This window comes from Cryobacterium sp. Y11 (genome assembly GCF_002929535.1).
Lineage (GTDB): Bacteria > Actinomycetota > Actinomycetes > Actinomycetales > Microbacteriaceae > Cryobacterium.
In genome coordinates this window covers 172,866-197,904 of the sequence record NZ_PJJO01000055.1, presented here as the reverse complement: position 1 = coordinate 197,904, position 25,039 = coordinate 172,866, and the positions used below count along the sequence as shown (strand labels likewise).

The window sequence follows — 25,039 nt, the reverse complement described above, 5'->3', positions numbered from 1 at the left end:
ATCTCCCTGTTAGATCGACCACTGGGCAAACGTTTTCATCATGTCGGTGTGAGCGAACCCCGGGGTGTCGTGGCCAAGCGTGTGATACATCACCTGGGCTGTCGTGGCGACGGGCGCGATCTTCTGAATCAGGGCGAGGCCGTTCTTGCTGGGAATGACAAGGTCATCGGGGTGGGCATCGTCGGAGACGAGCACCTTCACTCGGCTGTTTGCCCACGGGGCTGCGCTGATCCGCGCGGGGTTGGTGCCCTTGATCAGGGTCATATCGTTGTTGTACGCGTCGCCGACGTGGGCGCGGTTCTCGGTATCGTAGCCGTAGAGCCACTCGTTGTCGTACAGTCCGTTGACCAGGTACAGGCCGCGAATATAGGGAATGAGTTTTTTGCCATAGGTGTAGCAGGCGAGCGATCCGCCAAATGATGTGGCGCGCAAGAAGTTGCGGCGCACGGTGTACAACGCGTTCAGGTAGGTCCAAGCATTCTTTTGCGCGTTAGTGGCGATGGAGTTCGTGTACTGCGTGCCCCCGGCATTGATACAGATGGCGATGGCGTTCTGGTCGACGACAAGTTCACCGGGGTACTTGTAGCCACCGTTGAGCGCGTTGTGCGAGCTCGAGGCCGCGTGAAAAAACCAGACGGCACCGATCGCCGCGGTCGAATTGCGCGACACCGTCTGGGGAATGAACAGGCGAGCGCGGTCACCGCCGATGTCCACTTCAATATTGTCGTAGAGCTTTCTGCCCTTTTGAGTGAGCACATTGGCCGTGCGCGAGACCTCTCCGGGCAGTCGCGGAGCCGTGGAAGCCATGGCGGCGGGTGCGCCAAGTGCACCGAACCCCAGCGTTGTTGCGCCAGCAGTTGTCAATGTGATAAATCCTCGCCTGTTCATTCTGCAGAAGATAGCAGACAGACTCGATGCGGTACAACCCGGACGTCTCGGTCAGGGTGCGTCGGCCCGAGCGTGGCCGAATGTCAGTCGCAGCACAATAAACGCCAGCAGTGTGCCGAGCACGCCGCCGAGGCTGTTGGCCACCACGTCAGTCACGGTCGCGAATCGATCTGGCAGAAAGGCAAACTGGCCCAGTTCGATAACGACGCTAGTCACGGTGCCGATTAACGGGGCAAACCACCAGTGAAATGGATCGGTGAGCACCACGACGAGCAGACCGACCGGAACAAACAGGGCGATGTTCGCCGTGAACTCGATGGTGTCGTAGCCGAGCCAGAGCGGACCCCCGTGCTCGTGCAGCCACAGCACGACCGAGGAGATTGAGCCGTGCACATTGCGGTCCACCGGCGTCGGCCAGAAAGCGATCAAGGCCAGCGCTATGAGGTACGCCAGCGCGATCCAGCCGGCGGCGCGGCGTAGCAGGCCGTGTCGACGTCGTCGCATGACACTCATGAAACCTCCTCAGTGCTGGCCGGGCAACTAGCCAACTATGCCTCAAAATGCGCGCGCCAACTTTCGGTCTACTCCATCTGGGGGTGGTGGGTTGGTGAATGCAGCTGTTGACTATCGCCACTGCTCGTGCCGTAATCGTGATGGAACCCCTCAGCGTGGAGGATTGTCGTGGTCAGATCGTGGCATGCTCTCTTCCTCCGGTTCGCCCCTCGTCAACTCGCGGCTCTGGTGCTTTCGCTGGTTCCCTGGCTGCTGGCCGGTGCTGTGCCGCCGTTTTCTCTCTCTGCTCCGGTCCACTACGTCGTGTCGGCACCCGTGGTCTTTGCTCGGTCGGTCTGGACGGTCGGCTGGCAGAAGGAGATCGATGAGTGCCGGGGCCCCGTTGACCTCAGCGCACGCTACGGCGTGCCGGTCATTGCCGAGCACTGGTCGTGTGGGGGAGCGCACTTTCCGCGGGAGGGCAGCACGATCACCCTCAGTGGCGAGCTCGGCGGAACCTTTCGGGTCGGGCCGGTTGCCGCCGAGCTGAACGTGGCGACTGATCGTGTCTCGGCCATTCCGCACGGCTTCGATCTGCTGTACCAGACATGCCGCAACGGCTCGAGCGCGACGATGTCATTCACGGAGCTCACCCGCATCCGCTAACGCACAACCCCCACTCGATTGGAGTGGGGGTTGTGCGGTGTTTGCTACTGCCATACTGACTGCTGTCGGGGTAACAGGATTTGAACCTGCGACCTCGTCGTCCCGAACGACGCGCGCTACCAAGCTGCGCCATACCCCGATGGCCCGTGGGCCGTGATCAGTATAGGCGCTCTCGGGCCCCCATGACGAATTGAGCCGGCGCTTAGGCTGCGGTCAGGGTGAGCAGGGTCGCCTCTGGCGGGCAGGCGAAGCGCACCGGCGCGTAAATGGACGTGCCGAGACCGGCCGAGACGTTCAGAAACGCGGTGCGCAGCCCGTGGTTCCAGGTGCTCAAACCCTTCACCTGACGGCGCGGAATGTCGCAGTTGGTCACGAGTGCCCCGAATCCGGGCACGCAGACCTGGCCGCCGTGGGTGTGACCGGCCAGAATCAGCTGGGCGCCGTGGTTCACGAAGGAATTCAGCACCCGCTGGTATGGCGCGTGAGCCACGCCGATGGTTAGCGTGGAACGTTCAGGCGCTGCCTGCTCGGGATCGGGCCAGACGTCGTCGCCGAGCGGATCGTTCGAGCGCAGGTCGTCGATCGCACGCGTGATCAGGTCGAGGCGGTCGCGCCCGATATGGGGGTCGTCCACGCCGAAGAACTCCACGTGGGTGTCCTGCAGATCGAGTGCCTCTGCGGCATTGTTGATGTCGGTCCAGCCGAGATCAGCGAACACCCGGCGCAGGGCATCCGTGTCGAGCTCTTCACGGCGAACGGTGCGGCGAATCGACGGGCCGCCGAAATAGGTGAACGGGTTTTTCAGCTGCGGCCCGACATAATCGTTGGAGCCGTTGACGAACACGCCGGGAATTCCGGCAAACGGTGCGAGGGCGTACTCGATGCCGGTCACACCGTCTGCATGACCGAGGTTGTCGCCGGTGTCGACGACGAGGTCGGGCTTTAGCGCGGCGAGGCTGCGCACCCACTCCTGCTTGTCGGTCTGCCACGGAGCCATGTGCAGATCGGAGAGGTGCAACACGCGAATCGGCGTGGAACCCTGCGCGAGCACCGGAACGTTCACCTCGCGCAGCGTGAACCGTTTGCGCTCAACGAGCGCGCCCCAGGCGAAGGCGGCCACGCCGATCGCGCCAGCGGCGGCGAGGGACGTGCCGACGAGGCGACCGCCCTCGCCGCTGCGACGAAGCGCGGTCATTCGTTCTTCTTGTCGGGGGCGGTAGCGGCGGGAGCCGGAGCGGCGTACTTGCCGATCACAATCGTCACGGCGTCGCCCGGCCGACCGGCCGTTCCTTCCCCGGGCGAAACGGCGATGACCTTGCCGTCCTGAGCCTTGTCGGTGGTGGGCTGTTCGGTCTTAGCCACGGCGAACGCGTAGGGAGCCGCGGTGAGTGTGGTGCGGGCATCCGCTTCACTCTTGCCGATAACAGCTGGAATGGTCACCCCGGCGCCATCACTCGAGAATGCGGTGATGCTCGAGCCGCGAGTGGATGCCGACCCGCCGGCCGGATCGGTGCTCGCGACGGTTCCTGCTGGCATAGCGGAGCTGGTGATGCCGCCATCCACGAACAGGAATCCGGCAGCTTCAATGGTGGACTTGGCGGCGGCCATCGACTTGCCGCGCACGTCGGGCACCGGAACGGCAACCGCGTTGATCACGCTGGAGGACGCCTCGGGAAAGTCGTCTCCGCCGTACTTCGCGTTGGCCGCCGACATGACGATCGGCCAGATGCGGTGGCGCGCGGTGGCGGCATACTTGCCCAACAGGTTGTTCCGACTGCTGCGCTGACTCTTCCAGTTCAACCCGCCGACGTTGACCACGCCGACGACGGTGGCCACCTTGGTGCTGGCGCCGCTCATCCAGGTGTCCTTGGCGCCGTCAGTGGTTCCGGTTTTTCCGATCATCGGAAGGCGGGGAGACGTCGCGTAGTTTGACGCTGAGGCCGTTCCGCCATACGCCATGACCGTTTTCATGGCGTACTGCATGCCAGCGGCGACCCCGGGCTCAACCGACTGCGTGCAGGTCGACGCGGGGATCGGCAGCTCGGTGCCGTCAGAACCGAGCATCTTCGTGATGGCGACCGGGGTGCAGGTCATGCCGTTGTTGGCGATTCCGGCGAAGGCCGCCGCCATGGTCAGCGGTGCAATCTCGTTGGTACCGATCACCGCCGCGGCGCCCTGATCGAGGGCGTTCCCATCGGCCCGGTGCACGCCGAAGGCTTCGGCGGTCTTGCGGATGCCGCACAGGTCGAGCTTTTTGGCCATGCCGATGAAGCCGGTGTTGATCGAGCCGGTGGTGGACTGCAACGCGGAATAGTTGGCACCGCCCTCGTTGGCGTCATTACGCGGGTTGAATTTGCCGTCCCAGTTTTGCACGCCGAGGCAGCTGTCTTGAAAGTTGCCCCAGTTGGCCTTGCGCCGGGAGTCGACCCGCTCGGTCAGGGCGTGGCCCTCCTTGAGCCACTCGGCCAGGGTGAACACCTTGTAGGTAGAACCGGGCTGGAATCCGCCGGATCCGCCATAGGCAAAGTCGGTGTTGTAGTTGACGCTGGTGTAATTGGCGCCGGTGGCTTGAACGGTCGGGTCCTGGCTATAGTCCTTGTTTTGGGTCATGACCAGCACGTTGCCGGTGCCGACGCCCACACTGGTCACCACGCCGCCGACGTTCCAGTCGTTGTAGGTCTTGGGAACGTTAGCGTTGAGGGCGGCCACCGCGGTGGCCTGAAGCCCGAGGTCGAGGGTCGTGTAGACGTCGAATCCGCCGCGGGTGAAGTTTTCGATGCGTTCCTCTGCGGTCGCGCCGAAGGTCACGTCGTTCTTGAGAATCTTGGTCACGTAGTCGCAGAAGAAGGCGCTGTCGCCGGCGGTCTGGCAGCCGGTGCTCGGCACGGTAATGACGGGCTCGACCGCAGCGGCCACGGCGGCGTCATGGTCGACCTGGCTGATCTTCTTGTACTCGAGCATGCGGTCGAGTATGTAGTCACGACGAATCTTGTTGGCCGCGTAGCCATTGGCCGCCCCGTTGGTTTCACTGTCGGGGTAGTCGAGCTGCAACTTGACTGGGTTGTTCACGATCGCCACCAGGCTCGCCGCCTGCGGCAGCGTCAGGTTCAGCGCTGTGGTGTTGAAGTAGTAGCTCGCGGCGGCTTCGATGCCGTACACCGTTCCGCCGTAGCCAGCGATATTGAGGTAGCCGCGAAGAATGTCAGCCTTCTCGTACTTCTTCTCGATGCCGATGGCGAGGCGCATCTCCCGCAGCTTGCGGTCGGCTGTCTTCTGGACGGCATCGTCGTAGCAGGCGTCGGCCTCATCGGCATCGGTCATCACCTCGCACTTTTGAATAAGCACGTTCTTGACGTACTGCTGGGTGATCGATGAGCCACCGCGGGTTCCGCCACCGGCCAGCGTCTGCACTGCGCCATTGAAGCTCGCCTGAATGTCAACGCCGCCGTGCTCCATGAAGTTCGGGTCTTCACCGGCGATGGCGGCATCCTTGGCGAACTGGCTGATCGCGTCGGAGGGCACGTCGACCCGGTTCTGTTCGTAAAACGAGGCCAGCAGCACCCGGGTACCGATCGGGTCGGCGGCGTCGGTCGAGGCGTAGATATTGCTCTTCTGAGAGAGACGATCGATGGAGAGATACTCGGGCAGGCTGTCGAACACGTTGATGGTGTTCGTGGCGGCCATGCCAGAAATGGCAACGGCTGGGGCGACGGCGGCGGTCACGAGAATACCGGCGACGGCACTCATCCCGACGAGACCCAGAAAACCCCCCAGGGCACCGCTCACGGTTCGTTTTTTGGCAGACATAGACTTGAGCGTAAGCGACAAATCTGAAAGTCAGCCTCAATAGGAGTCACATGCCCGCCTGGGAATACCTCACAACGCCGTTGATGATCCACAATACGGCCGCCATTTTGAACAACTGGGGCTCTGACGGGTGGGAACTCGTGCAGATCGTACCCGGCCCGGAAGGCGGTCTCGTTGCCTATCTGAAACGCCCGCTCGCAGCCAAGGAAGAGGCATAAACGTGTCGAAAATTGAAGCCCGTCTCGCCGAACTCGGCCTCGTACTGCCCAGCGTCGTGCCGCCGGTGGCCGCGTACCTGCCCGCCGTGATCAGCAATGGTTTCGTTTACACCGCCGGCCAGCTGCCGATGGTTTCCGGTGCCCTGCCCGCAACCGGCAAGGTCGGTGACGGCCACGGACTGGTTCCCGCCGCTGACGCCCAGGAGTACGCCCGTACCTGTGCGCTCAACGGCCTCGCCGCCATCAAGAGCGTGATCGGGTCGCTTGACCGCATCACGCAGGTGGTCAAGGTCACCGGCTTCGTCGCGTCTGACCCGTCGTTCACCGGCCAGCCGACCGTTGTCAATGGCGCCTCCGACGTGCTCGTTCAGATCTTCGGCGAGATCGGCCGGCACGCCCGTTCCGCCGTCGGCGTTGCGGTGCTGCCACTTGACGCTCCGGTGGAGATCGAGTTCGTCGTAGCCTTCGCGTAACTGAACAGCCTTTGCGGTAACTGAATTGGCGCCTACGGGCGGTTTGCGAGCCGGTGCATCCGCTGTGAAACGGATGCCCCGGCTTGCGTTCCATATACCTGCGCCGGCTGTTCCACCCACCGCGTCATGACGTGGGCTAGTAGCAGGCTGATCGGCACAGAAGCCAGGGCGCCGAGCCACCAGCGGCCCGGCCCGGCGAGCACGGCGAAGGCCACCACGATGGGAAAATGCACGAGGTACAGGCTGAAGCTGATGGAGCCCAGCCAAGCCAGCGCTCGGCGCGTCCTCGAGATCCGGACCCGCTCCGACGATGAGGCGGGCCAGAAGGCCACGGTTGCCACGATCACAAACGCGCCGGCCACCCGCAACGAGAGCGTGGCATCGCTCCACATTCCGCCAGTCAGGGGGCGCAGCATCCAGTAGGCCACGAGCAGAAACGGGCCGAGCGCGGCCAGCGTCCACCCGAGGGCGCGGCCCGTGGTGCTCTTGACCAGCCGGTCACCGCAGCGTTGCAATTCGTCAAAGTTGGCCGCCAGCAGGGCGCCGAGAGCGAACGGTGGCAAGTACATGAGCGGCTGGGCCGACGTGACATAGCCGATGCTGGCCAGGGCACACAGCGCGGCGCCCCAGAGCAGAACCCGCAGCACCGGGCTGCTGACCGGTCTGCGGGTGAGCGCTCCGAGGACCACGAACACCGGGAGCAGCAGGGAGAACCACATTTCCCAGACCAGTGACCACAGCGGCGGGTTGATGTCGGGCCGCCGGGTTGCACCGATGATGCTGGCTTCCCGCAGGAGGCTGCCGATACTGAGATCTGGAGTGTCCTGCCGGGCTAGCCAGGGCCCGCCAGCGGCGCCGACGGCGCGTGGCACCAGGACAATCCAGACAACGGCGAGCCCCACCGACACCACGACGGGTACCGCCAAGCGGATGATGCGGCGCACGTAATAGGCAGTCCAGTCGTACCGTGGGTCAGCCATCTGGGCGGCCAGGGGGGAACGAACGAGCACGAAACCGCTGAGCACGAAGAACACCAACACGAATTCCGGGCCGGCGACAAGAACTTTGAGCGGGGAGAGCGTGGCCCACCACCCGGTGGAAAACAGCGTGACCCCGGCGCTCGACTCGTAGGCTGCGGCGATCTGCGGCACCGTCATGGAGACATGATGGGCCAGGACGACGAGGGCGGCCACCCCGCGCAGTGCATCGAGCCGGCCCAGGCGACCGCGCACGGGTGCGGCTGCTTCGGTCATGCCCACACAGTAGGACCACACGCCGGTTTCGGGGCGGAAACCCGCATAACTGCTGCGTTGCGAATGTGCCGCTCGAAACATCCGCTTGAATTTAGAGGCCGGGTGAACTGCGGCCGTGAATCGTAGGAGTTGCGACGCCCGGTGGCACGGCGTCGGCCGCCTTCCAGGTGGAAGGCGGCCGACGTAGGCGGTGGCCGGTTACTTCTTTTTCATCTGCGAGGTGATGGTGTTCATCACCATCGTGTCGGCGAGGGTCGTTACGTCGCCGCCGGGGCGCCCCTCGGCCGCATCGCGCAGCAGACGGCGCATGATCTTGCCTGAGCGGGTCTTGGGCAGCTCGTCGACAATGTAGATGTCGCGCGGGCGGGCAATCGCCCCGATCTGCTGGGCAACGTGCGCGCGCAGAATGTCGACGATGTCTTCGTGCGAGGCAACCTCCGCCTGGCTGAACTTGATCACGACGAATGCAACGACGGCCTGACCGGTCGTCTCGTCTGCGGCACCGACCACGGCGGCTTCAGCCGTGAGGGAGTGGGCAACAAGGGACGACTCGATCTCGGCGGTGGATAGACGGTGACCTGACACGTTCATCACGTCGTCGACGCGGCCGAGTAACCAGATGTCACCATCGTGGTCGAGACGAGCTCCGTCGCCAGCGAAGTACAGCGGGCCGTCCTTCGCGCCGGTCGTGCCCGCGAACTTGTCCCAGTAGGTCTCCTTGAAGCGCTCGGGGTCGCCCCAGATGCCGCGGAGCATGGCCGGCCAGGGCCGCGTGACCACGAGGAGTCCGCCGTTACCGTGCCCAACATGCACGCCGCTATCGTCGACCACGTCAATGGTGATGCCCGGCACTGGCACCTGAGCGGCGCCCGGCTTCGTCTCGGTAAGACCCGCGAGAGCCGAGACCATGATCGCTCCGGTCTCGGTCTGCCACCAGGTATCGACGATCGGCGTGATGTTGCGACCGATGACCTCGCGATACCACATCCAGGCCTCTGGATTGATGGGCTCGCCCACCGAGCCGAGCACGCGCAGGCTGGACAGGTCGAACTTCTGCGGAATCTGCCGGCCCAGCTTCATGAAGGTACGGATGGCCGTCGGTGCTGTATACAGAATCGAGACCTTGTATTTCTCGATGATTTCCCACCAGCGACCGGTGTGCGGGGAATCGGGGGTGCCTTCGTAGAGCACCTGGGTGGCACCGTTGGCGAGCGGTCCGTAGACCACGTAGCTGTGCCCGGTGATCCAGCCGACGTCGGCGGTGCACCAGTAGACATCCGTTTCAGGCTTGAGGTCGAACACGTTCTGGTGGGTGAAAGCGTTCTGGGTGAGGTAACCGCCGCTGGTGTGCAGGATGCCCTTGGGCGCGCCGGTCGTGCCCGATGTATACAGAATGAAGAGCGGGTTCTCGGCCGGGAACGCTTCGGCCTCGTGCTCGGGGGAGGCGGTTTCCATGGCATCGGACCACCAGATATCGCGGTCGTTCCACTGCACGTCCTGGCCAGTGCGCTTGACCACGAGCACATTTTTCACCGAGGAATCGTTGGTCTGCAGGGCAGCGTCGACGGCCGGCTTGAGGGCGCTGATCTTGCCCTTGCGGTAACCGCCGTCTGCCGTGATCACGAGCACGGCATTGGCGTCGTCGATGCGTGAGCGCAGGCTTTCCGCGCTGAAGCCGCCGAAAATAACGGAGTGCACGGCACCGATGCGGGCCACGGCGAGCATCGAGATGACCGCTTCGGGAATCATCGGCAGGTAGATGGCCACGCGGTCGCCGGCCGTGACGCCGAGGCCGAGCAGCACATTTGCGGCTTTTTTGACTGCGGTAGTGAGCTCGGAATAGGTGTAGCTGCGCGAATCGCCCGGCTCGCCCTCGAAGTAGAGGGCCACACGGTCGCCGTTTCCGGCCAGAACGTGACGGTCGAGGCAGTTGTAGGCGACGTTCAATTCACCGTCTTCAAACCACTTGGCAAACGGCGGGTTTGACCAGTCCAGGGATTTGGTGAACGGCTTGTGCCAGTGCAGCAGATTGCGGGCCTGATCAGCCCAAAATGCGGCCGGGTCCTTCTCGGCTTCGATGTACAGTTCCGGTGTAGCCGTTGCCTGCGCTGCAAACTTCGGAGTCGGTGCGAATCGGCGCGATTCGTGGAGGAGGGTATCGATGTTAACCGTCATATGTGTAGTTCGCTCCTTTGCGTTACGTGCATGCAAGACATTGCCAGCCCAAGTGAACCTTATCGGTTCTCGATCAATCTCTGTATACAGAGAGATGTTTTGGGTGAATGAAGCCCACGAAATCGAATTTTTATACGCCCCCAAGAAAGTGTCCTCTCTTGGGGGGACATCGGACTTGCAATTTGTCCCGTGCCGCGTACACTGAATCACGTCTGAACGAAAGTTCTGACCAGCAAGACGTATGGTTCCCCCCAATCGACGTTTTGCTAGGCGGCACCTGTTCCCCCCAATAGGTGCCGCCCCTTTATTTTTCATGACCTGGCCTGTTTCGGCTCGGTGGGTTTCGCTTCGAACTTCGCTTCGGTCGTATGTAGAACTGCGGTAATTTCCATCCACAGCCCTCGAACTCGGTTTGGGGTGACCCGGTACGGTCTGAATCTGCGCAGTTGTGGCATGCGGTCGCGATACGTCGTATCGTGCTGCTGCCGGTCCGGTGAGTTATTCCCGACTCCTCCACAGAGAGGAGTGCGCCGGATTCCGCACAGATCGGGGCCGTGCATGGTTCGACGTGGGTGACCAGTCGTACCGTCGAAGCATGGGCCTGCCATTCGTTGCCGTACCGTCCTATGCCGTTCCGCCTCCGACGGCACGCAGCTCTGTCGCTGGCGCCGAGACGGGCCCGATCGCTCGTCCGGCGACCGGTGCGAGTGAGCGCGCGGCCGCGGTACCGCCGCGCACCCCTCGGCATGGCACGGTAACTACGGATGCCCCGGATGCCACCGCGCACACGTTCACTCCGCAGATCGTCGCTGTGCAGGCTTCGGGATCGCCGGGCGTTGCTCTGCGGGGTGTCAGGTCGCCGTTTGTCGAACCGCCGTTAGACGAACCGCCGTTAGCCCCACCGGTCTCTGCTCCGGCTCGACGTGACAGCAGCCGACGTGATGTGCGGGCGCTTGGCCCGCTGGCCGCCTATGCCGAGAACCCTGACACCACAGACCTCTTCGTCAACGGAGACTCCGGGCTGTGGATCGATGCGGGGCAGGGGCTCGCCTGTGTTCCGGCCTGGCACCTCGCCGAGCCGGCCGTGCGCGAGCTGGCCGTACGCCTGATCGCGCTCGGCGGGCGGCACATCGACGAGGCCAGCCCCTGCGTTGATGTGCGGCTGGCCGATGGCATCCGGGTACACGCGGTGTTGCCGCCGGTATCGAGCACGGGAACCCTGCTGTCCATTCGACTTCCGCACGCCGCGCACCGCAGCCTCGGTGCACTCGCTGAGGCCGGTCTGTTTGGCGCGGGGGAGGCATCCGTTAACCGGGTGGACCGGCTGCGCGCCGCTGTGCGCGGGCGGGAAAACCTGCTGATCACCGGCGCGGCTGGCAGCGGAAAGACCACACTGCTGGCCGCACTGCTCGGTGAGGCGCCGGCCGATGAGCGCATCGTCGCGATCGAAGATGTCGCCGAATTGCGCATCGTGCATCCGCACGTGGTCGCACTCGAGGCGAGGCAAGCCAACCTGGAGGGTGCCGGACGTATCGGCCTCGAGGCGTTGCTACGGGAGGCGCTGCGCATGCGGCCGGACCGACTGGTGCTTGGCGAGTGCCGCGGATCAGAGATTCGCGAACTGCTCGCCGCCCTCAATACCGGCCACGACGGGGGAGCCGGCACGCTGCACGCGAATTCGCTCGGCGACGTTCCGGCCAGGCTGGAGGCGCTCGGTGCGCTGGCCGGCATGAGCTCGGCGGCCGTTGCCCGGCAGACCGTGAGCGCGATCGGGCTCGTGCTCCACCTGGAACGCCACGACGGGGTGCGCCGCCTAGTGGCGCTCGGCCGGTTTGTTCTCGACGGCCGCGACCGACTCAGCATCGTGGCCGACTGATGCGCCGCCGGGAGCCGCCACCCCCGCCAATCGACGAGGTGGCCGCCGTGACTCAGCGTCTCGCCGTGCTGCTGAGCGCCGGCGTGTCCCCGGTTTCGGCCTGGGGCTATCTGCTGCCGCCGGGCCGGGCCAGCGGTGCCGAACCCGGGGGTACTCGGGGCGCTCCAGGTGCCGTATTGCGCGGCGCGAACCCGACGGTTTCGGCGACCACGGGCATCCTTCGAGCGGCAGCGCGGGCCGCGGCGGCTGGAGACGGCGTGGCCGATGCGATTGCTGGTCAGGCGCGGCGGCAGACGCTTGGGACGGCACGCGGTGAGGCACGCGGTCGCGCGCGGCGGCAGGTGCGGGGTGAGGCACGTGGTCAGGCGCGAAATCAGCCGCGTGCACCGGCGCGCGAGGCAGCGCGATCGGCGGGCCGCGCAGCGTCGCGGCGTGCCAGCGACGCGTCGGGCCAGACCGAATCGGCGTGGCTCGGACTCGCAGCGGCCTGGCAGGTGGCCACCCAAGCCGGAGCTCCGCTGGCCGGCTGCCTGCGCGAGCTTGCCGCCTCACTGCGCGAACTCGGCCAGGTGCAGCGCGACCTGGAAGTCGCCCTCGCCGAGCCCCGAGCGACCGGTCGGCTCGTGATGGTGCTGCCGCTGATTGGAATTCTCTTCGGCAGTCTGATGGGTTTCGATTCGCTGCACACGCTATTTGCGACCGTTCCGGGACTCGTCTGTCTCGCCGGCGGCGGCCTGCTCATGCTCGCGGCCGCCCGGTGGAACCGCGCCCTGGTGCGCCGAGCGGCCCCGACCGATCTGACGCCCGGCCTGCGCTTAGAACTCATGGCCATCGCCATGTCCGGCGGTGGCTCGATCGACCGCTCCCGGGCGATCGTGTCTGCCGCCACCGAGCGCTACGGCATCGGGTCAGGCATCGACGACGAGAGTACGCTCGCACGCGCCAGCGGCTCTGCGCCGGCCGCTGATCCGATCGAGCGAGTGCTTGATCTGTCAACGCGGGCCGGGGTTCCGGCGGCGGAGCTACTGCGCAGCGAGGCCGAACAGCTTCGTCGCGACGCCCGCAGCGCGGGGCAGCGCCGGGCCGCGACGCTGTCGGTGACGCTCATGCTGCCGCTGGGCTTGTGCGTACTGCCCGCGTTCATGCTGGTCGGCGTCGTGCCGCTGCTGATCAGCGTGCTCTCCTCCACACTGGCCACTTTCTGAAACTGTCCACAAATAGTCGTCGCGCTTGCCGCCGGTGCGGGCATTCCGGGCAGAATGAACGTGCTCGTGCCGCCCAACCCGCGTCGATAGACGCGAAAGGAGACGAGTCTGTGTATACAAAGATCAGCGTGCCGATACGAGCGATGCGACGGCTGGCCGATGATGCCGGTGCCGCGACGGCGGAATACGTTGTGGCCACGATGGCCGCTGTCGGTTTCGCCGGGCTGCTCATCGTCATTCTGCGCAGCGATGAAGTGCGTGGCATGCTCACCGACCTGGTGCGCCGTGCGCTCAGCATCGGGTAGCCGAGCAGATCGGGGCAGCATCACCGCCGAGTTCGCCACCGCGTTGCCGGCTGTCGTGCTCGTGCTGGCCGGCTGTTTCGGCGCCGTTCAGGTCGTCGGGGTGCAGGTGCGAGTGACGGATGCCGCCGCCACCGCCGCACGCGCCCTATCCCGCGGCGATAGCGTCGGTCGTGCCGGCGCCCTCGTAGCCGGCGCAGTGCCAGGGGCCAGCCTGTCAGAGGAACGCCGCGGCGAATTTGTCTGCGCCCAAGTCACGGCAACCGGAACGGGGATGTTTGCGGGGGTCACCCTCCACTCGCGTTCCTGCGCTCTCGCCGGTGGCCAATGAGCGGGGGAGGTCAGTCGCGCGGGTCAGAGACGGGAGCAGGGTCCATTCTCGCCATCGCGGTCCTCGGCGCCACAGTGCTGCTGACGACCCTCGTCGTGTCGATCCTCGCGCTGCTCACCGTCGGCCGGTCGGTTGCGAATGCTGCCGACGCAGCAGCGCTCGCCGCTGCCGACACGGCGTCCGGCGCGATCGCTGGCTACCCTTGCGCGGCAGCGGATGCAACGGCAACACTCAACGAGGTGACCGTCACACGCTGCTCGGTGACGGGACCGATCGCATCCGTTTCAGTGGCGCGCACAGTGCACGGCATTGACGTGTCTGCGCGCGCCCGGGCGGGACCGCCGCCCGGGTAGAACGAGTCAGCGTGCACGCGGCAGGCGGCGCCTGCCACAGCGCACGCGACGAGGCGCACGCGAGCGATAGCGCACTACCGCGCACGCTCGAGAACACGGGCCAGAGTGACTTATGGGCCAGAGTGACTTGCGGGCCAGAGTGACTTGCGGGCCAGAGTGACTTAAGAGAGCAGAGCCTCGAGGTACCGGTACTCAACAGCGCTGGGGCGACCAGAGGCGTCGGAACCCTCAAACTCCAAGCCGGAGCCGCGCGCATAGAGATAGCGTTTGCCGGCGTCGGCGGGAATCTCAATGCGCGGCTGCGGATCACCCGAGTCGAGGAAGGTTGTCGTGATTGTCTTGCCCTGAAGGGGGCCGTCCGTCATCTTCGCGGTGTATGTGGCCGTCATTGTACCCATAGGACTATTCTGCACGCCGGTAGCGAAACGGCAAGGGTTTACCCGCGGCCGGTCTCTCGTCCAGAGCGAGCTGAATGAGGGCTGGGAGCGGCGTGCATGCCAGCGAGACGCGCCGCGCCGCGCCCGAACCTGAGGCGGGCACTCCATTCCAGTGTGTATGGTGTGCCTTGGCCCGTTATGTGGCCACTACGTATAAAGAGGAGTCTGGTGCCAGGCACTAAGAAGCTGGTCATTGTTGAATCACCGACCAAGATGAAGTCGATTGCCGCGTATCTCGGCGACGGCTACGAGGTTTTGTCTTCGGTCGGTCACATTCGCGATCTGATCGAGCCGAAAAACCTGCCGCCGGAGCTGAAAAAGGGTGCGCTCGGCCGATTCTCGGTCGATGTCGAGAACGGTTTCGAACCGTACTACGTCGTCTCCGACGCCAAGAAGAAGACCGTCAGCGAACTCAAGCGTGCCCTCAAGAATGCGAACGAACTCTTGCTCGCAACTGATGAGGACCGCGAGGGCGAGGCCATCGCCTGGCACCTGCTGCAGGTGCTGCAGCCCAAGGTTCCGGTCAAGCGCATGGTGTTCCACGAGATCACCAAGGACGCCATCCTGGCCGCCAAGGACAACACCCGCGACCTCGACACCGCCCTCGTCGACGCGCAGGAGACCCGGCGCATCCTCGACCGCATCTATGGCTACGAAATTTCCCCGGTGCTGTGGCGCAAGGTTGGTCCCGGCCTGTCCGCTGGTCGCGTGCAAAGCGCCGCGACCCGCCTCGTCGTCGATCGGGAGAAGGAACGCCTCGCGTTCGTCTCGGCCGGCTACTGGGATCTGCTGGCGCGACTGGCGGCATCCGCTTCAGAAACCGACCAGGCCTTTGACGCGAAACTCGTGCGGCTAAACGGCGAGCGCATCGCCACCGGTGGCGACTTTGACGATTCCGGGGCATTCAAGCCGAACGTGAAGGCGGTCACCCTCGACGCATCCGCTGCAAACGCGCTGACGATCGCGCTCAAAAGCCCCGGCGTGAAGCTCGAGGTCACCAAAGTCACCTCCAAGCCGTACCGTCGCAGCCCAGCCGCGCCGTTCACGACCTCGACCCTGCAGCAGGAAGCGGCGCGCAAGCTGCGCTTCACGGCCCGCCAGACCATGAGCGTTGCGCAGTCGCTGTACGAAAACGGCTACATCACGTATATGCGTACCGACTCACCATCGCTTGGGCAACAGGCCCTCACGGCCGCTCGCAAGCAGGCTGCAGCCTTGTACGGTGCCGAAACGGTTCCGGATGCCCCGCGCGCTTACAAGGGTAAGAGTAAGAATGCGCAGGAGGCGCACGAGGCTATCCGCCCGTCCGGTGATACCTTCCGCACCCCGGCTTCGCTGGCATCGAGCCTGCGCGGCAACGACTTTAAGCTTTACGACCTGATCTGGAAGCGCACCGTCGCATCGCAGATGAAGGACGCCACCGGCTCGACCGCCTCGGTGGCCATCGCGGCCGGTCCGACCGGCGCGTCGGAGCACGCTTCGGCGTCGGGCGCGCTCGCCGAATTCTCCGCTAGTGGAACCGTCATCACCTTTCGTGGCTTCATGCTCGCCTACGAGGAGTCCAAGGACGAGGAGCGCAACGCGGAGGCCGTTGCGACCGAGTCGAAGTTGCCGCCGCTCGAAGAGGGCCAGAAGCTAGTGCTTCAGAGCCTCGAGGCCAAGGGTCACGAGACCACCCCGGCCGCCCGCTACACCGAGGCCAGCCTGGTCAAGAAGCTCGAAGAGCTCGGCATCGGCCGCCCGTCTACGTTCGCGTCGATCATCTCGACCATCACCGAGCGTGGCTATGTCACGCCGCGCGGCCAGTCGCTCGTTCCCAACTGGATCGCGTTCTCGGTCGTGCGCCTGCTCGAAGAATTCTTCGGCGACCTGGTCGAATACGACTTCACCGCCGAGATGGAGGACGACCTCGACCGCATCGCCGGCGGCGAAGCCAACCGTCTCGACTGGCTGACCAGCTTCTACTTCGGCAGCGACAAGCACCGGGGCCTCCGCCAGGTCATCGATAACCTCGGTGAGATCGACCCGCGCGTGATCAACTCGGTCACCATCAGCGACGACATCACCCTGCGCATCGGCAAATACGGTCCATACCTCGAGGTCATCGACCCTGATGCTGAAGCGGATGCCCCGCCCCGCCGGGTGAACATTCCGCCGGAACTCGCTCCCGACGAATTGACCGCGACCAAGGCCCGCGAATTGATCGACGCCCCGGTCGTCATCGACCGCGTCATCGGACTGAACCCGGAAAACGGCAAGGAGATCGTCGCCAAGGATGGCCGCTTCGGGCCATACGTCACCGAGCTCGCGCCGGCTCCGGCCGAACCGGTTGCTCCGGTCGTCGTGGTCGCCCCCGTGGAAACTATCGATCCTGCCACCGGCGAGGTCACGGTCGCCAAGCCTAAGCGTAAGCCGGCGGTAAAAAATGTAGCCGCTGCTGACAAGCCGCGCACAGCATCCATTTTCAAGTCGATGGATCTGGCCACGGTCGACCTGGAAACCGCGCTGCGCCTGCTCGCCCTGCCGCGCATGGTCGGGCTCGACCCGGAGACCGGCACCGAGATTCTGGCCCAGAACGGCAAATTCGGTCCGTACCTGAAGAAGGGTATCGATACCCGGTCGCTTACCAGCGAAGACCAGATCTTCGATATCGACCTGCCGGGCGCGGTCGAGCTGTACGCCCAGCCCAAGTATGGTGCCCGCCGGGCGTCGAGTGCCCTGAAGGAATTCGAAGCGCCCGACCCGGAGAGTGGCAAGGCGATCAAGATTAAGGACGGCCGGTTCGGCGCGTACGTGACCGATGGGGTCACCAACGCGACGATTCCCAAGTCGGAGGATATCGAGGAGATCGACTTCGAGCGGGCCGTGCAGTTGCTCGCGGACAAGCGGGCGAAGGGCCCGGCTGCGCCGCGGGCGAAGAAGGCTCCGGTCAAGAAGGCCGTCGTGAAGAAGCCGGCCGTGCGCAAGGTGCCGACCGCTGCGGCGAAGGCTGCCACGGCGAAGAAGGCGGCCGCGACCCGGGCTGCCACTGCGGCTGCGAAGGCTGCGGCTGCCGGCACGATCGCGGCGCCGGCCAAGAAGGTTGCGGTGAAGAAGCCGACCGTGAAGAAGGCTGCCGGTTCGGCAACTGCGCCGTGACCGGCCTCTTCATCACCCTCGAGGGCGGCGACGGAGCGGGCAAAACCACGCAGGCGCAACTGCTCACCGATTGGCTCGAGGAGCGGGGTCGCACGGTCGTGCGCACCCGTGAGCCCGGGGGAACGGATGTCGGCGCCCGGATCCGCGAGATCGTGCTGCACCACCGCGGCGAGGTTGATCCGCGCGCCGAGGCGTTGCTGTACGCGGCCGACCGGGCCCAGCACGTTGGCACGAAGTTGCGACCGGCGCTCGCCCGCGGCGAGGTGATTGTGCAGGACCGCTACCTGGACTCATCCGTTGCCTATCAGGGAGCCGGCCGCGTGCTCGGTGCCACCGAGGTGCGTGACCTCTCGCTCTGGGCGGCCGAGGGGCTGCTGCCCGATTTGACCGTGCTGCTCGACCTCGATTCGCGCGTCGCCCGGGCCCGCCTCGACGCCGACGACAAGGTCTTCGACCGCCTCGAGGCCGAGAAGAACGATTTTCACGCCCGCGTGCGGGTCGCTTTTCTCGAGCTCGCCGCCGCCGAGCCCGCGCGCTTCTTGGTCGTGGATGCCGCCGCCCCCGCCGCCGAGATCGCCGCCACCATCCGCGCCCGGGTGGCCCCGCTTCTCTAACTATTTCCGGGCCCAGCTTAGAAACCTGGGCCTAGTTTATAAACTGGGCCCGTGGACGGGGCCCGGGCCCCGACCGCCAGGAGACTGGCGCGGGCGCGCGGGCGCGCGGGCGTGTCGGTGGGGCGGGTTACCCTTGACTCATGGCAGTGTGGGACAACCTAACGGGACAGGCCGATGCGATCGCCATCTTCCGGGCGGCGGCGCAACGCGTGCCGTCCGCAAGCAGCTCCGACTCCGATACCGGCACCACAATGGAGGCCGCGACGACCGATACCGGCAGCGCCGAGTCCGCCTCGATGACTCATGCCTGGCTGATCACCGGACCGCCCGGTTCTGGCCGATCCAACCTCGCCTTCGCCTTTGCTGCGGCGCTGCTGAGCCCCGGCACGCCAGACGGCGACCTCGCCGCCGCCCGCCAGGTGGAGGCCCGCACGCACCCCGACCTCAGTGTTCTCAGCACCGAGGGCGTCATCATCAAGATGGAATCCGTCAAGGAAGCCGTCGCCCGCTCGCAGTACTCGCCGTCGGTGGGTCGCTACCGGGTTGTCGTCGTCGAAGACGCCGACCGCATGGTCGAGCGCACCTCGAACGTGTTGTTGAAGGCCCTCGAAGAACCACCAGAACGAACGGTCTGGATTCTGTGCGCCCCCAGCGAGGCCGACCTGCTCCCCACCATCCGTTCACGCGTGCGCACCGTGCGCCTGCGCGTTCCGAGCGTCGCCGACGTCGCCGATCTGCTGGTGCGCCGCAACGGCGTCGACCCCGTCATTGCCTCCAGCAGCGCCCGGCTCGCCCAGAGTCACATTGGCATGGCGCGGAGGCTCGCCACCAACGCCGACGCGCGGGCCCGGCGTGAGGAAACGCTGCGAACGGCCCTCGGCATCCGCTCGGTGTCTGCTGCCGTCAACGCGGCTGCCCGGTTACTCGCGATCGCCGGTGACGACGCCAAGGCCATCACGATCGAGCTGGATGCCGCCGAGCGAGACGGTATGCTGCGCTCGCTCGGGGTCGAGGCCGGGCAGTCGGTTCCTCCGGGGCTGCGCAGTCAGATCAAGGCCCTCGAAGACGACCAGAAGCGGCGCGCGGTGCGCAGCCTGCGCGATGGAATCGACCGTATTCTGGTCGACCTCGCCTCGCTCTACCGGGACGTCTGCATGATGCAGCTCGGCCGGCAACAAGCCGTGATCAACCTCGAACTGCTCGCCGAACTGCGTACAGCGAGCGCGGCCAGCGCTCCAGAAGCCACCGTCGCCACCATGGATGCCATCGCGCTCGCCCGGCAGCGCATCCAGGGCAACGTCGCACCGGCCCTTGCCCTCGAGGCGATGCTCGTCTCGGCGATCCGCCGCCCACAGTGACGCCGCCCACAGTGACGCCGCCCACAGTGACACCGAAAACAGTGACACCGAAACACTGACTCCCAGCCGCTTTCGGTAACGTGAGCGGCAGCATCCGCTTCGCCACGAAAAAGAGGACCCCGTTGAACCGCAGCATTCGTGCCATCAGTACCACGGCAGCAGCCCTGGCCCTCACGCTCATTCTGAGCGGATGCGCCGCCTGGTTTGCGACGGATGCCGGCCCCGCCCAGTCCACCCCCACCGGCGAGCAGGTTGCCGACGCGCTCGACCCGTTCTACAGCCAGATATTGCAGTGGAAGGACTGCGGCGACGGCATGCAGTGCACCGAAGCCTCCGCGCCGCTCGACTACACCGATCCGGGCGCCGGTGATATCTCGCTCGCGCTGATTCGCCACGTCGCCACCGGAGGCGACCGCATCGGATCGCTGCTGGTGAACCCCGGCGGCCCGGGCGGATCCGGCTACGACTTCATCAAGGATTCCCTCAACTACGCCACCGACGAAAAACTGCAGGAGAGCTTCGATGTCGTCGGTTTCGACCCGCGCGGGGTTGGCCGGTCCTCGGCCGTTGCCTGCTACGACTCGGCCCAGATGGACGAGTATCTCTATGGTTTGACCACGGCCAAGCGCGGTACGGATGCCTGGATCGCTGAGCTCGCCGCCTCGTCCGACGCCTTCGCGACCGCGTGTGCGGAGAAAACCGGGCCGTTGCTCGGAACGGTCGACACCGTCAGTGCCGCCCGCGACCTCGACCTGCTACGTGCGGTGCTCGGCGACACGAAACTGAACTACCTCGGATACTCCTACGGCACCTTTCTCGGGGCCACTTACGCCGAGCTGTACCCCGACATGGTCGGCCGCTTTGTGCTCGACGGTGCCGTCGACCCGTCGACGAGCAATTTTGAGGTGACCAAGACTCAAGCCGTCGGCTTCGAAAACGCCCTGCGCTCCTACCTCACCGACTGCATTGCGGGAGCGGACTGCCCGTTCCGCGGGAGTGTCGAGGGCGCGATGACGACGATTGGCGCGCTGCTGGCATCCGTTGATGTCAGCCCGATCACGGCGGCGGATGGGCGTCAGCTCGGCGGTAACGCCCTGCTCACGGCGATCATCTATCCGCTCTATCAGGCCACCGCGTGGCCGCAGCTGAGCATCATGTTCGACACCGTTCTGCACGGCAACGCCGACGCTGCGTTCCAATTCGCTGACGCGTACAACGGTCGTGATGCCGATGGCAACTACACCGACAACTCCACCGAGGCATTCATGGCCATTAACTGCATCGACTATCCCTACAACGCCGACCCGACAGCGATGCGCGCGCAGGCCGCCGAACTTGAGGCTGCGGCTCCCGTGATCGGCCCGTTCATGAGTTTCGGCGACATCGGCTGTGCCAACTGGCCCTATACATTCACCGGGGAACGCACCCAGATTCACGCCGCCGGAGCCGCACCGATTCTGGTGGTGGGCACGACCAATGACCCAGCGACCCCCTACGTTTGGGCGCAGCAACTGGCCAAACAACTGGAGCGTGGCACCCTCGTGACTTATACCGGAGAGGGCCACACCGCATACAACAAGTCGAACTCCTGCGTGAATGACGCCGTGGACTCCTACCTAGTCGACGGGGTAGTTCCGGCCGCCGACCCACAGTGCTAACTCAGGGCTGTGAAACAATTGGCCCATGTCTCTCGAAGCTGAAGCGCCCGGATTGCGCGAGCGCAAGCGCCTCGCCACTCGGCGCGCTATCCAACACGCCGTGCTGACCCTGTCGCGCGAGCGCGGCATCGAGCACGTCACGGTCGAGGACATCAGCCGAGTCGCCAACGTCTCACCGCGCACGTTCTTCAACTACTTCCCCTCGAAAGATGCCGCCTTGATCGGGGACGCGGCAGGAATGGCATCCGCTGAAGATATCGAGCGTTTTGTCGCCGGTGGCCCAGACGGCGACGTGCTCGATGACCTGGCCGTGCTGCTCTCCAAGAGCCTCGAGCGCACCGAAGCCGATCGCGAAATTCATCAGCTCCGCTACACGGTCATGAAAGAGAGTTCCTACCTGTTCGGCATGCGCATGGCCACCCTGTGCGACTTCGAAGACCAGTTGCAGCAGGTCATTGAGAGACGTTTCAGAGCGGATGCTCCCGCTCTCGCCGGCGACCGGGTCGAGTTGACTCAGCGCGCCCTGTTATTCACACTCGTGGCCGTCGCTGCGATCCGCCATGCGTGGCGGTGCTGGGCAGAGGGTGACGGTGCGCGCCCACTGTCGAAGCTCGTGAACGCCTCATTCGCCGAGATGTACAGAATGACCCGCAGAAACGACTAGGCTTGGCTGCTGTGTCACCGCGTGCCTTATGGGCATTCTGGTAACGCCGCCTTAGCTCAGTTGGTAGAGCATCTCACTCGTAATGAGAAGGTCGTCAGTTCGATTCTGACAGGCGGCTCCCTACGTGCTTCCCGACGTTGAGAAGGGAAGCCAGGCATCGGCTGGGTTGAGGCTGGACCCTGTCGTGAGCTCGCTGAAATCCGAGTCGGGGCACGCCCATAGACTGATTGCATGCCCTCATCCGCTCGTCACGACGACGCATTCGCAGCGCAGTCGGTCATGCCACTTGACCGCACGTCCGCTGAGCTGTTGGCGCGCACCCTGCGTGCGGTGGCGGATCCCACCCGGCTCCAGCTGTTGAGCATGATCGCCGGCGCACAATCGGGCGAGGTGACCGTGGGCGATCTCGCGAAAACGCTCGGGATGACCCAGCCGACGATCACCCATCACCTGCGCATCCTCGTCGACGACGGTCTCCTGGTGCGGGAGCAGCGCGGGCGCCAGGTCTGGCATTCCATTGCCACCAGTCGCAAATCCGCCATACTCGATCTTCTGAGGTGACACGTGTCTAAAGTTCCCCGCACGATTGGCCGCCCGCTCGACCCGGAAGCGGCCCGCGCTCGCGCCCACCAGATCAGCGCGCTCACCGACCCGGTCACGCTCAGGTTGCTGAGTTTGATTGCAGCGACGCCCGAGTCCCCGCACTCCCAAAATTGGCTCGCTAGCGCCCTCGTCTTGCCTGCCGCGACGGTCAGCGGTGCGCTCTTGGATTTGGCTGCCGTTGGCCTCCTGGCCTCGGACCTTCGTGGTCAGTACCAGTTGACCGCAGATGCCTGGGTTTGCTTCGGACGCCTGCTGGCTTCGCCGGGGCCGAGCGAGACAGAGCAGAAGAGCGCAGTGACCGCGCCCACCCAAACGGATGCTGTTCCCGGCGTGATCGCGCGAATAGTCGATGATTTGTCCTACCGGTTCAGCTCAACGTTCTCGCAGGAGACCGTGGCGCGCTATGTCACCGAAAGCTATTCACTCCTCGCCGAACGTGCCCAGATCGTTCGATTTCTGCCGTCACTGACGGCCAAATTTGCCACCGACCGACTCAGCGCGCTAGCAACGGTGGAAGGTCTGGTCCTCCGCGGCACACCCGAAGTGCTCTTTGTGTGCGTGCAGAACGCCGGGCGATCGCAGATGGCTGCCGCCATTCTTCGCCAGCTTGCCGGCGATACCGTGCACGTGCGCACGGCAGGATCAGCCCCGGCGGCGGCAGTGAATTCGATCGTCGTTGAAGCCCTCGACGAAATCGGTATTCCGCTGGCGACCGAGTTTCCGAAACCGTTGACCGAAGAGGTTGTGCAGGCCGCCGACTATGTCATCACCATGGGCTGCGGCGATGCCTGCCCGATCTATCCCGGGCGCCGCTACATGGACTGGGATCTGGAGGATCCCGTTGGCAAGTCTCTGGAAGAGGTGCGGCTCATTCGTGATGAGATCAGCGCGCGAGTACACGCACTTTTGGCCGAGATGGGGCCGGGCGTTCAGCCGGCGATCCGGTAGCCGATCCCGCGAATTGTCTCGATGATCGGCGGAAGGCCGGGCGCTGCGAGCGCAAACTTCGTGCGAATGCGCGACACGGTGATTCGAACGCGAATAGCGTGTGTGGGATCTCCGTCCGCGAAGTTGCGCACGAGTTCATCGAGGGACACCAGCTTGGGAAAACCGAGCATGAGGTACTGCAGAACCTCGAATTCCTTCGGCGAGAAATTCACCTCAACGCCGCGCACGAGCACTCGGTGTTCTGCCGCGTTGAGCACGAGCCGACCACAGGTCAGCTCCACGTCTGGCGCATGGTCATGACCGCGCCGCATCGGCCCCACAGCGGATGCGAGACGCGACGGTGTCAGCGGAAGCGCGACCAGACCAGCCGCGCCGCGGCTGAGGCCCTCGGCGACGAGTCCGTCTGGCAGAGTGGCGGTCAGGCCGATCAGAACGGGTGCGTGGGCGAGTTCAACGACAATTTCGATGAAATCGAGCACGGCCATATCGGTCATATCGGTCGGGGCCACGACGACCGAGTCTGGTTCGTGCGCCAGCATTCGTAGGGCCGCGAATCCGCTGACCGATCGACTGAGCGAGATGCCACGTCGGCGAAATTCGGCCGGGCTGCCACGGTGCAGCGGTGTGGGGGAGTCGATGACCAGCACGTGCAGCGGCCAGGTTGGAGTTTCAACGACGAGGGTCATCCGAATCGACCCGAGATGTAGTCTTCGGTGCGCTGATCGGCCGGGCTCTCGAAGATCTTCTTGGTGCGGTCGAATTCCACCAGGAGACCGGTGCGGTCGCCGGATTCTTCGCTGGCTAGGGCCGTGAAGAACGCGGTGCGATCGGCCACGCGGGCGGCCTGTTGCATGTTGTGGGTGACGATGATGATCGTGTAATCCTCGCGCAGCTCATACATGAGGTCTTCAATGCGCGATGTGGCAATGGGGTCAAGCGAGGAGCAGGGTTCATCCATCAGGATCACGTCGGGCTTGACGGCGATGGTGCGGGCGATGCAGAGGCGCTGCTGCTGCCCGCCCGAGAGGCCGAAAGCGGATTGCTTGAGCTTGTCTTTCACCTCGGTCCAGAGGGCAGCCCTGGTGAGGGCCTCCTCCACTAGATCATCCATGTTTGATGCCTTCATACCGATTACTCGGGGGCCGTAGGCGATGTTGTCGTAGATCGACTTGGGGAACGGGTTGGGCTTTTGAAAGACCATCCCAATTCGGCGCCGCACCTCGATGGCGTCGACTTCCTTGTGGTAGATGTCTTCGCCCTGAAAAGTGACCGTACCTTCGACGCGGGCTCCGTCGATGAGGTCGTTCATCCGGTTGAGTGAGCGGAGCAGGGTTGACTTACCGCAGCCGGACGGGCCGATAAGCGCCGTGATTTCTTTCGAGCCAAATGCAAGGTCAACGCCCGTGACAGCGCGAAAATCGTTGTAATACACGTTGACGTTTGTGCACTCGATGATGGCGTTGGGTACATCGGGCAGTCCGTTGCTGCGATGGGCGTGTTCGGCCGGAAATTGGATGGTGGGCGTGTGATTGCTACCCGTGGTGTAGCTGGCAGCGCGTGTGTTCGTCGTCATGGGGGTC

At 64.8% G+C, this 25,039-nt stretch carries 24 protein-coding genes and 2 tRNA genes; 16 read left to right on the top strand and 10 right to left on the bottom strand.

Features of this window, described 5'->3' with window-relative positions; all coding sequences use genetic code 11:
• Positions 1 to 9 precede the first annotated feature (9 nt).
• Both CXY75_RS09185 and CXY75_RS09180 read right to left on the bottom strand, forming a co-directional pair.
• Positions 10 to 864, bottom strand: a complete 855-nt coding sequence (locus CXY75_RS09185) for a hypothetical protein (protein WP_146069426.1) — start codon at positions 862 to 864, stop codon at positions 10 to 12.
• A 75-nt stretch (positions 865 to 939) separates the two neighbouring features.
• A complete protein-coding gene (locus tag CXY75_RS09180) occupies positions 940 to 1,401 on the bottom strand; it encodes a VanZ family protein (protein ID WP_104082522.1) in 462 nt (153 codons plus the stop codon).
• A 228-nt stretch (positions 1,402 to 1,629) separates the two neighbouring features.
• Here CXY75_RS09180 and CXY75_RS09175 point away from each other — a divergent pair, with 228 nt between their 5' ends.
• A complete protein-coding gene (locus tag CXY75_RS09175; RefSeq protein ID WP_233201824.1) occupies positions 1,630 to 2,046 on the top strand; it encodes a hypothetical protein in 417 nt (138 codons plus the stop codon).
• A gap of 65 nt (positions 2,047 to 2,111) precedes the next feature.
• Here the strand turns inward: CXY75_RS09175 and CXY75_RS09170 are convergent.
• The 3 genes from CXY75_RS09170 to CXY75_RS09160 all read right to left on the bottom strand — a co-directional run bounded on the left by CXY75_RS09170 (position 2,112) and on the right by CXY75_RS09160 (position 5,853).
• A tRNA-Pro gene (locus tag CXY75_RS09170) sits at positions 2,112 to 2,185 on the bottom strand.
• A 63-nt stretch (positions 2,186 to 2,248) separates the two neighbouring features.
• Positions 2,249 to 3,241 carry a metallophosphoesterase gene (locus CXY75_RS09165; RefSeq protein ID WP_104082520.1) on the bottom strand — a complete coding sequence of 331 codons (993 nt, stop codon included), beginning with the start codon at positions 3,239 to 3,241 and terminating at the stop codon, positions 2,249 to 2,251.
• Positions 3,238 to 5,853 carry a transglycosylase domain-containing protein gene (locus tag CXY75_RS09160; protein ID WP_104082519.1) on the bottom strand — a complete coding sequence of 872 codons (2,616 nt, stop codon included), beginning with the start codon at positions 5,851 to 5,853 and terminating at the stop codon, positions 3,238 to 3,240. The genes CXY75_RS09165 and CXY75_RS09160 overlap by 4 nt, the downstream gene beginning before the upstream one ends.
• A 50-nt stretch (positions 5,854 to 5,903) precedes the next feature.
• Here CXY75_RS09160 and CXY75_RS19465 point away from each other — a divergent pair, with 50 nt between their 5' ends.
• Positions 5,904 to 6,071, top strand: coding sequence for a DUF4177 domain-containing protein (locus CXY75_RS19465; protein WP_146069425.1), 168 nt, complete (start codon positions 5,904 to 5,906; stop codon positions 6,069 to 6,071).
• A 2-nt stretch (positions 6,072 to 6,073) separates the two neighbouring features.
• On the top strand, positions 6,074 to 6,544 hold the full coding sequence (locus CXY75_RS09155; protein WP_104082518.1) for a RidA family protein: 471 nt from the start codon (positions 6,074 to 6,076) through the stop codon (positions 6,542 to 6,544).
• A 32-nt stretch (positions 6,545 to 6,576) separates the two neighbouring features.
• Here CXY75_RS09155 and CXY75_RS09150 read toward each other — a convergent pair whose 3' ends face one another.
• Together CXY75_RS09150 and acs are read right to left on the bottom strand one after the other, a co-directional pair.
• Positions 6,577 to 7,797 carry an acyltransferase gene (locus CXY75_RS09150; RefSeq protein WP_158251167.1) on the bottom strand — a complete coding sequence of 407 codons (1,221 nt, stop codon included), beginning with the start codon at positions 7,795 to 7,797 and terminating at the stop codon, positions 6,577 to 6,579.
• Positions 7,798 to 7,995: 198 nt separating this feature from the next.
• The gene (gene acs, locus CXY75_RS09145) at positions 7,996 to 9,972 is read right to left on the bottom strand and encodes an acetate--CoA ligase (protein ID WP_104082516.1); all 1,977 of its coding nucleotides are present in this window, start codon (positions 9,970 to 9,972) and stop codon (positions 7,996 to 7,998) included.
• Between the two features lie 595 nt (positions 9,973 to 10,567).
• Between acs and CXY75_RS09140 the strand changes: the two genes are divergently transcribed.
• From CXY75_RS09140 to CXY75_RS09120, 5 genes are all read left to right on the top strand, one after another.
• On the top strand, positions 10,568 to 11,848 hold the full coding sequence (locus tag CXY75_RS09140) for a TadA family conjugal transfer-associated ATPase (RefSeq protein ID WP_104082515.1): 1,281 nt from the start codon (positions 10,568 to 10,570) through the stop codon (positions 11,846 to 11,848).
• Positions 11,849 to 11,895: 47 nt separating this feature from the next.
• Positions 11,896 to 13,053 carry a type II secretion system F family protein gene (locus tag CXY75_RS09135; RefSeq protein WP_158251166.1) on the top strand — a complete coding sequence of 386 codons (1,158 nt, stop codon included), beginning with the start codon at positions 11,896 to 11,898 and terminating at the stop codon, positions 13,051 to 13,053.
• Positions 13,054 to 13,196: 143 nt separating this feature from the next.
• Positions 13,197 to 13,358 (top strand): DUF4244 domain-containing protein, encoded by a 162-nt coding sequence (locus tag CXY75_RS09130; RefSeq protein WP_104082561.1) that lies wholly within the window; start codon positions 13,197 to 13,199, stop codon positions 13,356 to 13,358.
• Positions 13,339 to 13,686: a TadE family type IV pilus minor pilin gene (locus tag CXY75_RS09125; protein WP_233201823.1), complete on the top strand. Its 348-nt coding sequence runs from the start codon at positions 13,339 to 13,341 to the stop codon at positions 13,684 to 13,686. The genes CXY75_RS09130 and CXY75_RS09125 overlap by 20 nt, the downstream gene beginning before the upstream one ends.
• The gene (locus CXY75_RS09120; protein WP_104082512.1) at positions 13,683 to 14,039 is read left to right on the top strand and encodes an Rv3654c family TadE-like protein; all 357 of its coding nucleotides are present in this window, start codon (positions 13,683 to 13,685) and stop codon (positions 14,037 to 14,039) included. The genes CXY75_RS09125 and CXY75_RS09120 overlap by 4 nt, the downstream gene beginning before the upstream one ends.
• Positions 14,040 to 14,200: 161 nt before the next feature.
• On the opposite strand, the gene CXY75_RS09115 is transcribed toward CXY75_RS09120, so the two are convergent.
• A complete protein-coding gene (locus tag CXY75_RS09115) occupies positions 14,201 to 14,437 on the bottom strand; it encodes a hypothetical protein (protein ID WP_104082511.1) in 237 nt (78 codons plus the stop codon).
• A 207-nt stretch (positions 14,438 to 14,644) separates the two neighbouring features.
• On the opposite strand from CXY75_RS09115, the gene topA reads away from it, so the two are divergent.
• The 8 genes from topA (at position 14,645) to CXY75_RS09075 (ending at position 23,459) form a co-directional block, all read left to right on the top strand.
• The gene (topA, locus tag CXY75_RS09110) at positions 14,645 to 17,614 is read left to right on the top strand and encodes a type I DNA topoisomerase (protein WP_104082510.1); all 2,970 of its coding nucleotides are present in this window, start codon (positions 14,645 to 14,647) and stop codon (positions 17,612 to 17,614) included.
• Positions 17,611 to 18,228: a dTMP kinase gene (gene tmk, locus CXY75_RS09105; RefSeq protein WP_104082509.1), complete on the top strand. Its 618-nt coding sequence runs from the start codon at positions 17,611 to 17,613 to the stop codon at positions 18,226 to 18,228. The genes topA and tmk overlap by 4 nt, the downstream gene beginning before the upstream one ends.
• 140 nt (positions 18,229 to 18,368) lie before the next feature.
• On the top strand, positions 18,369 to 19,586 hold the full coding sequence (locus CXY75_RS09100) for a DNA polymerase III subunit delta' (RefSeq protein WP_104082508.1): 1,218 nt from the start codon (positions 18,369 to 18,371) through the stop codon (positions 19,584 to 19,586).
• A gap of 122 nt (positions 19,587 to 19,708) precedes the next feature.
• Positions 19,709 to 21,244 (top strand): alpha/beta hydrolase, encoded by a 1,536-nt coding sequence (locus CXY75_RS09095; protein ID WP_233201822.1) that lies wholly within the window; start codon positions 19,709 to 19,711, stop codon positions 21,242 to 21,244.
• A gap of 25 nt (positions 21,245 to 21,269) precedes the next feature.
• Entirely contained in the window at positions 21,270 to 21,908 is a 639-nt protein-coding gene (locus CXY75_RS09090) for a TetR/AcrR family transcriptional regulator (RefSeq protein ID WP_104082507.1), read from the top strand.
• 45 nt (positions 21,909 to 21,953) lie between these two features.
• Positions 21,954 to 22,026 (top strand) — tRNA-Thr (locus CXY75_RS09085).
• A 113-nt stretch (positions 22,027 to 22,139) separates the two neighbouring features.
• Positions 22,140 to 22,469 (top strand): helix-turn-helix transcriptional regulator, encoded by a 330-nt coding sequence (locus CXY75_RS09080; protein ID WP_104082506.1) that lies wholly within the window; start codon positions 22,140 to 22,142, stop codon positions 22,467 to 22,469.
• A 3-nt stretch (positions 22,470 to 22,472) separates the two neighbouring features.
• A complete protein-coding gene (locus CXY75_RS09075) occupies positions 22,473 to 23,459 on the top strand; it encodes an arsenate reductase ArsC (protein WP_369826706.1) in 987 nt (328 codons plus the stop codon).
• Here the strand turns inward: CXY75_RS09075 and CXY75_RS09070 are convergent.
• Together CXY75_RS09070 and pstB are read right to left on the bottom strand one after the other, a co-directional pair.
• Positions 23,441 to 24,145: a winged helix-turn-helix domain-containing protein gene (locus tag CXY75_RS09070; RefSeq protein ID WP_104082505.1), complete on the bottom strand. Its 705-nt coding sequence runs from the start codon at positions 24,143 to 24,145 to the stop codon at positions 23,441 to 23,443. The two genes, CXY75_RS09075 and CXY75_RS09070, sit on opposite strands and share 19 nt — an antisense overlap.
• Positions 24,142 to 25,032 (bottom strand): phosphate ABC transporter ATP-binding protein PstB, encoded by an 891-nt coding sequence (pstB, locus tag CXY75_RS09065; RefSeq protein ID WP_104082504.1) that lies wholly within the window; start codon positions 25,030 to 25,032, stop codon positions 24,142 to 24,144. Before pstB ends, CXY75_RS09070 begins: the two co-directional genes overlap by 4 nt.
• Between the last annotated feature and the right edge of the window lie 7 nt (positions 25,033 to 25,039).

Bases quoted from the DNA above. Each gene is read 5' to 3' on its own strand.
- CXY75_RS09130 (WP_104082561.1), top strand. From the start codon at position 13,197: ATGCGACGGCTGGCCGATGATGCCGGTGCCGCGACGGCGGAATACGTT.
- CXY75_RS09090 (WP_104082507.1), top strand. From the start codon at position 21,270: ATGTCTCTCGAAGCTGAAGCGCCCGGATTGCGCGAGCGCAAGCGCCTC.
- CXY75_RS09160 (WP_104082519.1), bottom strand. From the start codon at position 5,853: ATGTCTGCCAAAAAACGAACCGTGAGCGGTGCCCTGGGGGGTTTTCTG.
- CXY75_RS09100 (WP_104082508.1), top strand. From the start codon at position 18,369: ATGGCAGTGTGGGACAACCTAACGGGACAGGCCGATGCGATCGCCATC.
- CXY75_RS09150 (WP_158251167.1), bottom strand. From the start codon at position 7,797: ATGACCGAAGCAGCCGCACCCGTGCGCGGTCGCCTGGGCCGGCTCGAT.
- CXY75_RS19465 (WP_146069425.1), top strand. From the start codon at position 5,904: ATGCCCGCCTGGGAATACCTCACAACGCCGTTGATGATCCACAATACG.
- pstB (WP_104082504.1), bottom strand. From the start codon at position 25,032: ATGACGACGAACACACGCGCTGCCAGCTACACCACGGGTAGCAATCAC.
- CXY75_RS09070 (WP_104082505.1), bottom strand. From the start codon at position 24,145: ATGACCCTCGTCGTTGAAACTCCAACCTGGCCGCTGCACGTGCTGGTC.
- CXY75_RS09180 (WP_104082522.1), bottom strand. From the start codon at position 1,401: ATGAGTGTCATGCGACGACGTCGACACGGCCTGCTACGCCGCGCCGCC.
- CXY75_RS09140 (WP_104082515.1), top strand. From the start codon at position 10,568: ATGGGCCTGCCATTCGTTGCCGTACCGTCCTATGCCGTTCCGCCTCCG.
- acs (WP_104082516.1), bottom strand. From the start codon at position 9,972: ATGACGGTTAACATCGATACCCTCCTCCACGAATCGCGCCGATTCGCA.
- CXY75_RS09120 (WP_104082512.1), top strand. From the start codon at position 13,683: ATGAGCGGGGGAGGTCAGTCGCGCGGGTCAGAGACGGGAGCAGGGTCC.
- CXY75_RS09165 (WP_104082520.1), bottom strand. From the start codon at position 3,241: ATGACCGCGCTTCGTCGCAGCGGCGAGGGCGGTCGCCTCGTCGGCACG.
- CXY75_RS09080 (WP_104082506.1), top strand. From the start codon at position 22,140: ATGCCCTCATCCGCTCGTCACGACGACGCATTCGCAGCGCAGTCGGTC.
- CXY75_RS09115 (WP_104082511.1), bottom strand. From the start codon at position 14,437: ATGGGTACAATGACGGCCACATACACCGCGAAGATGACGGACGGCCCC.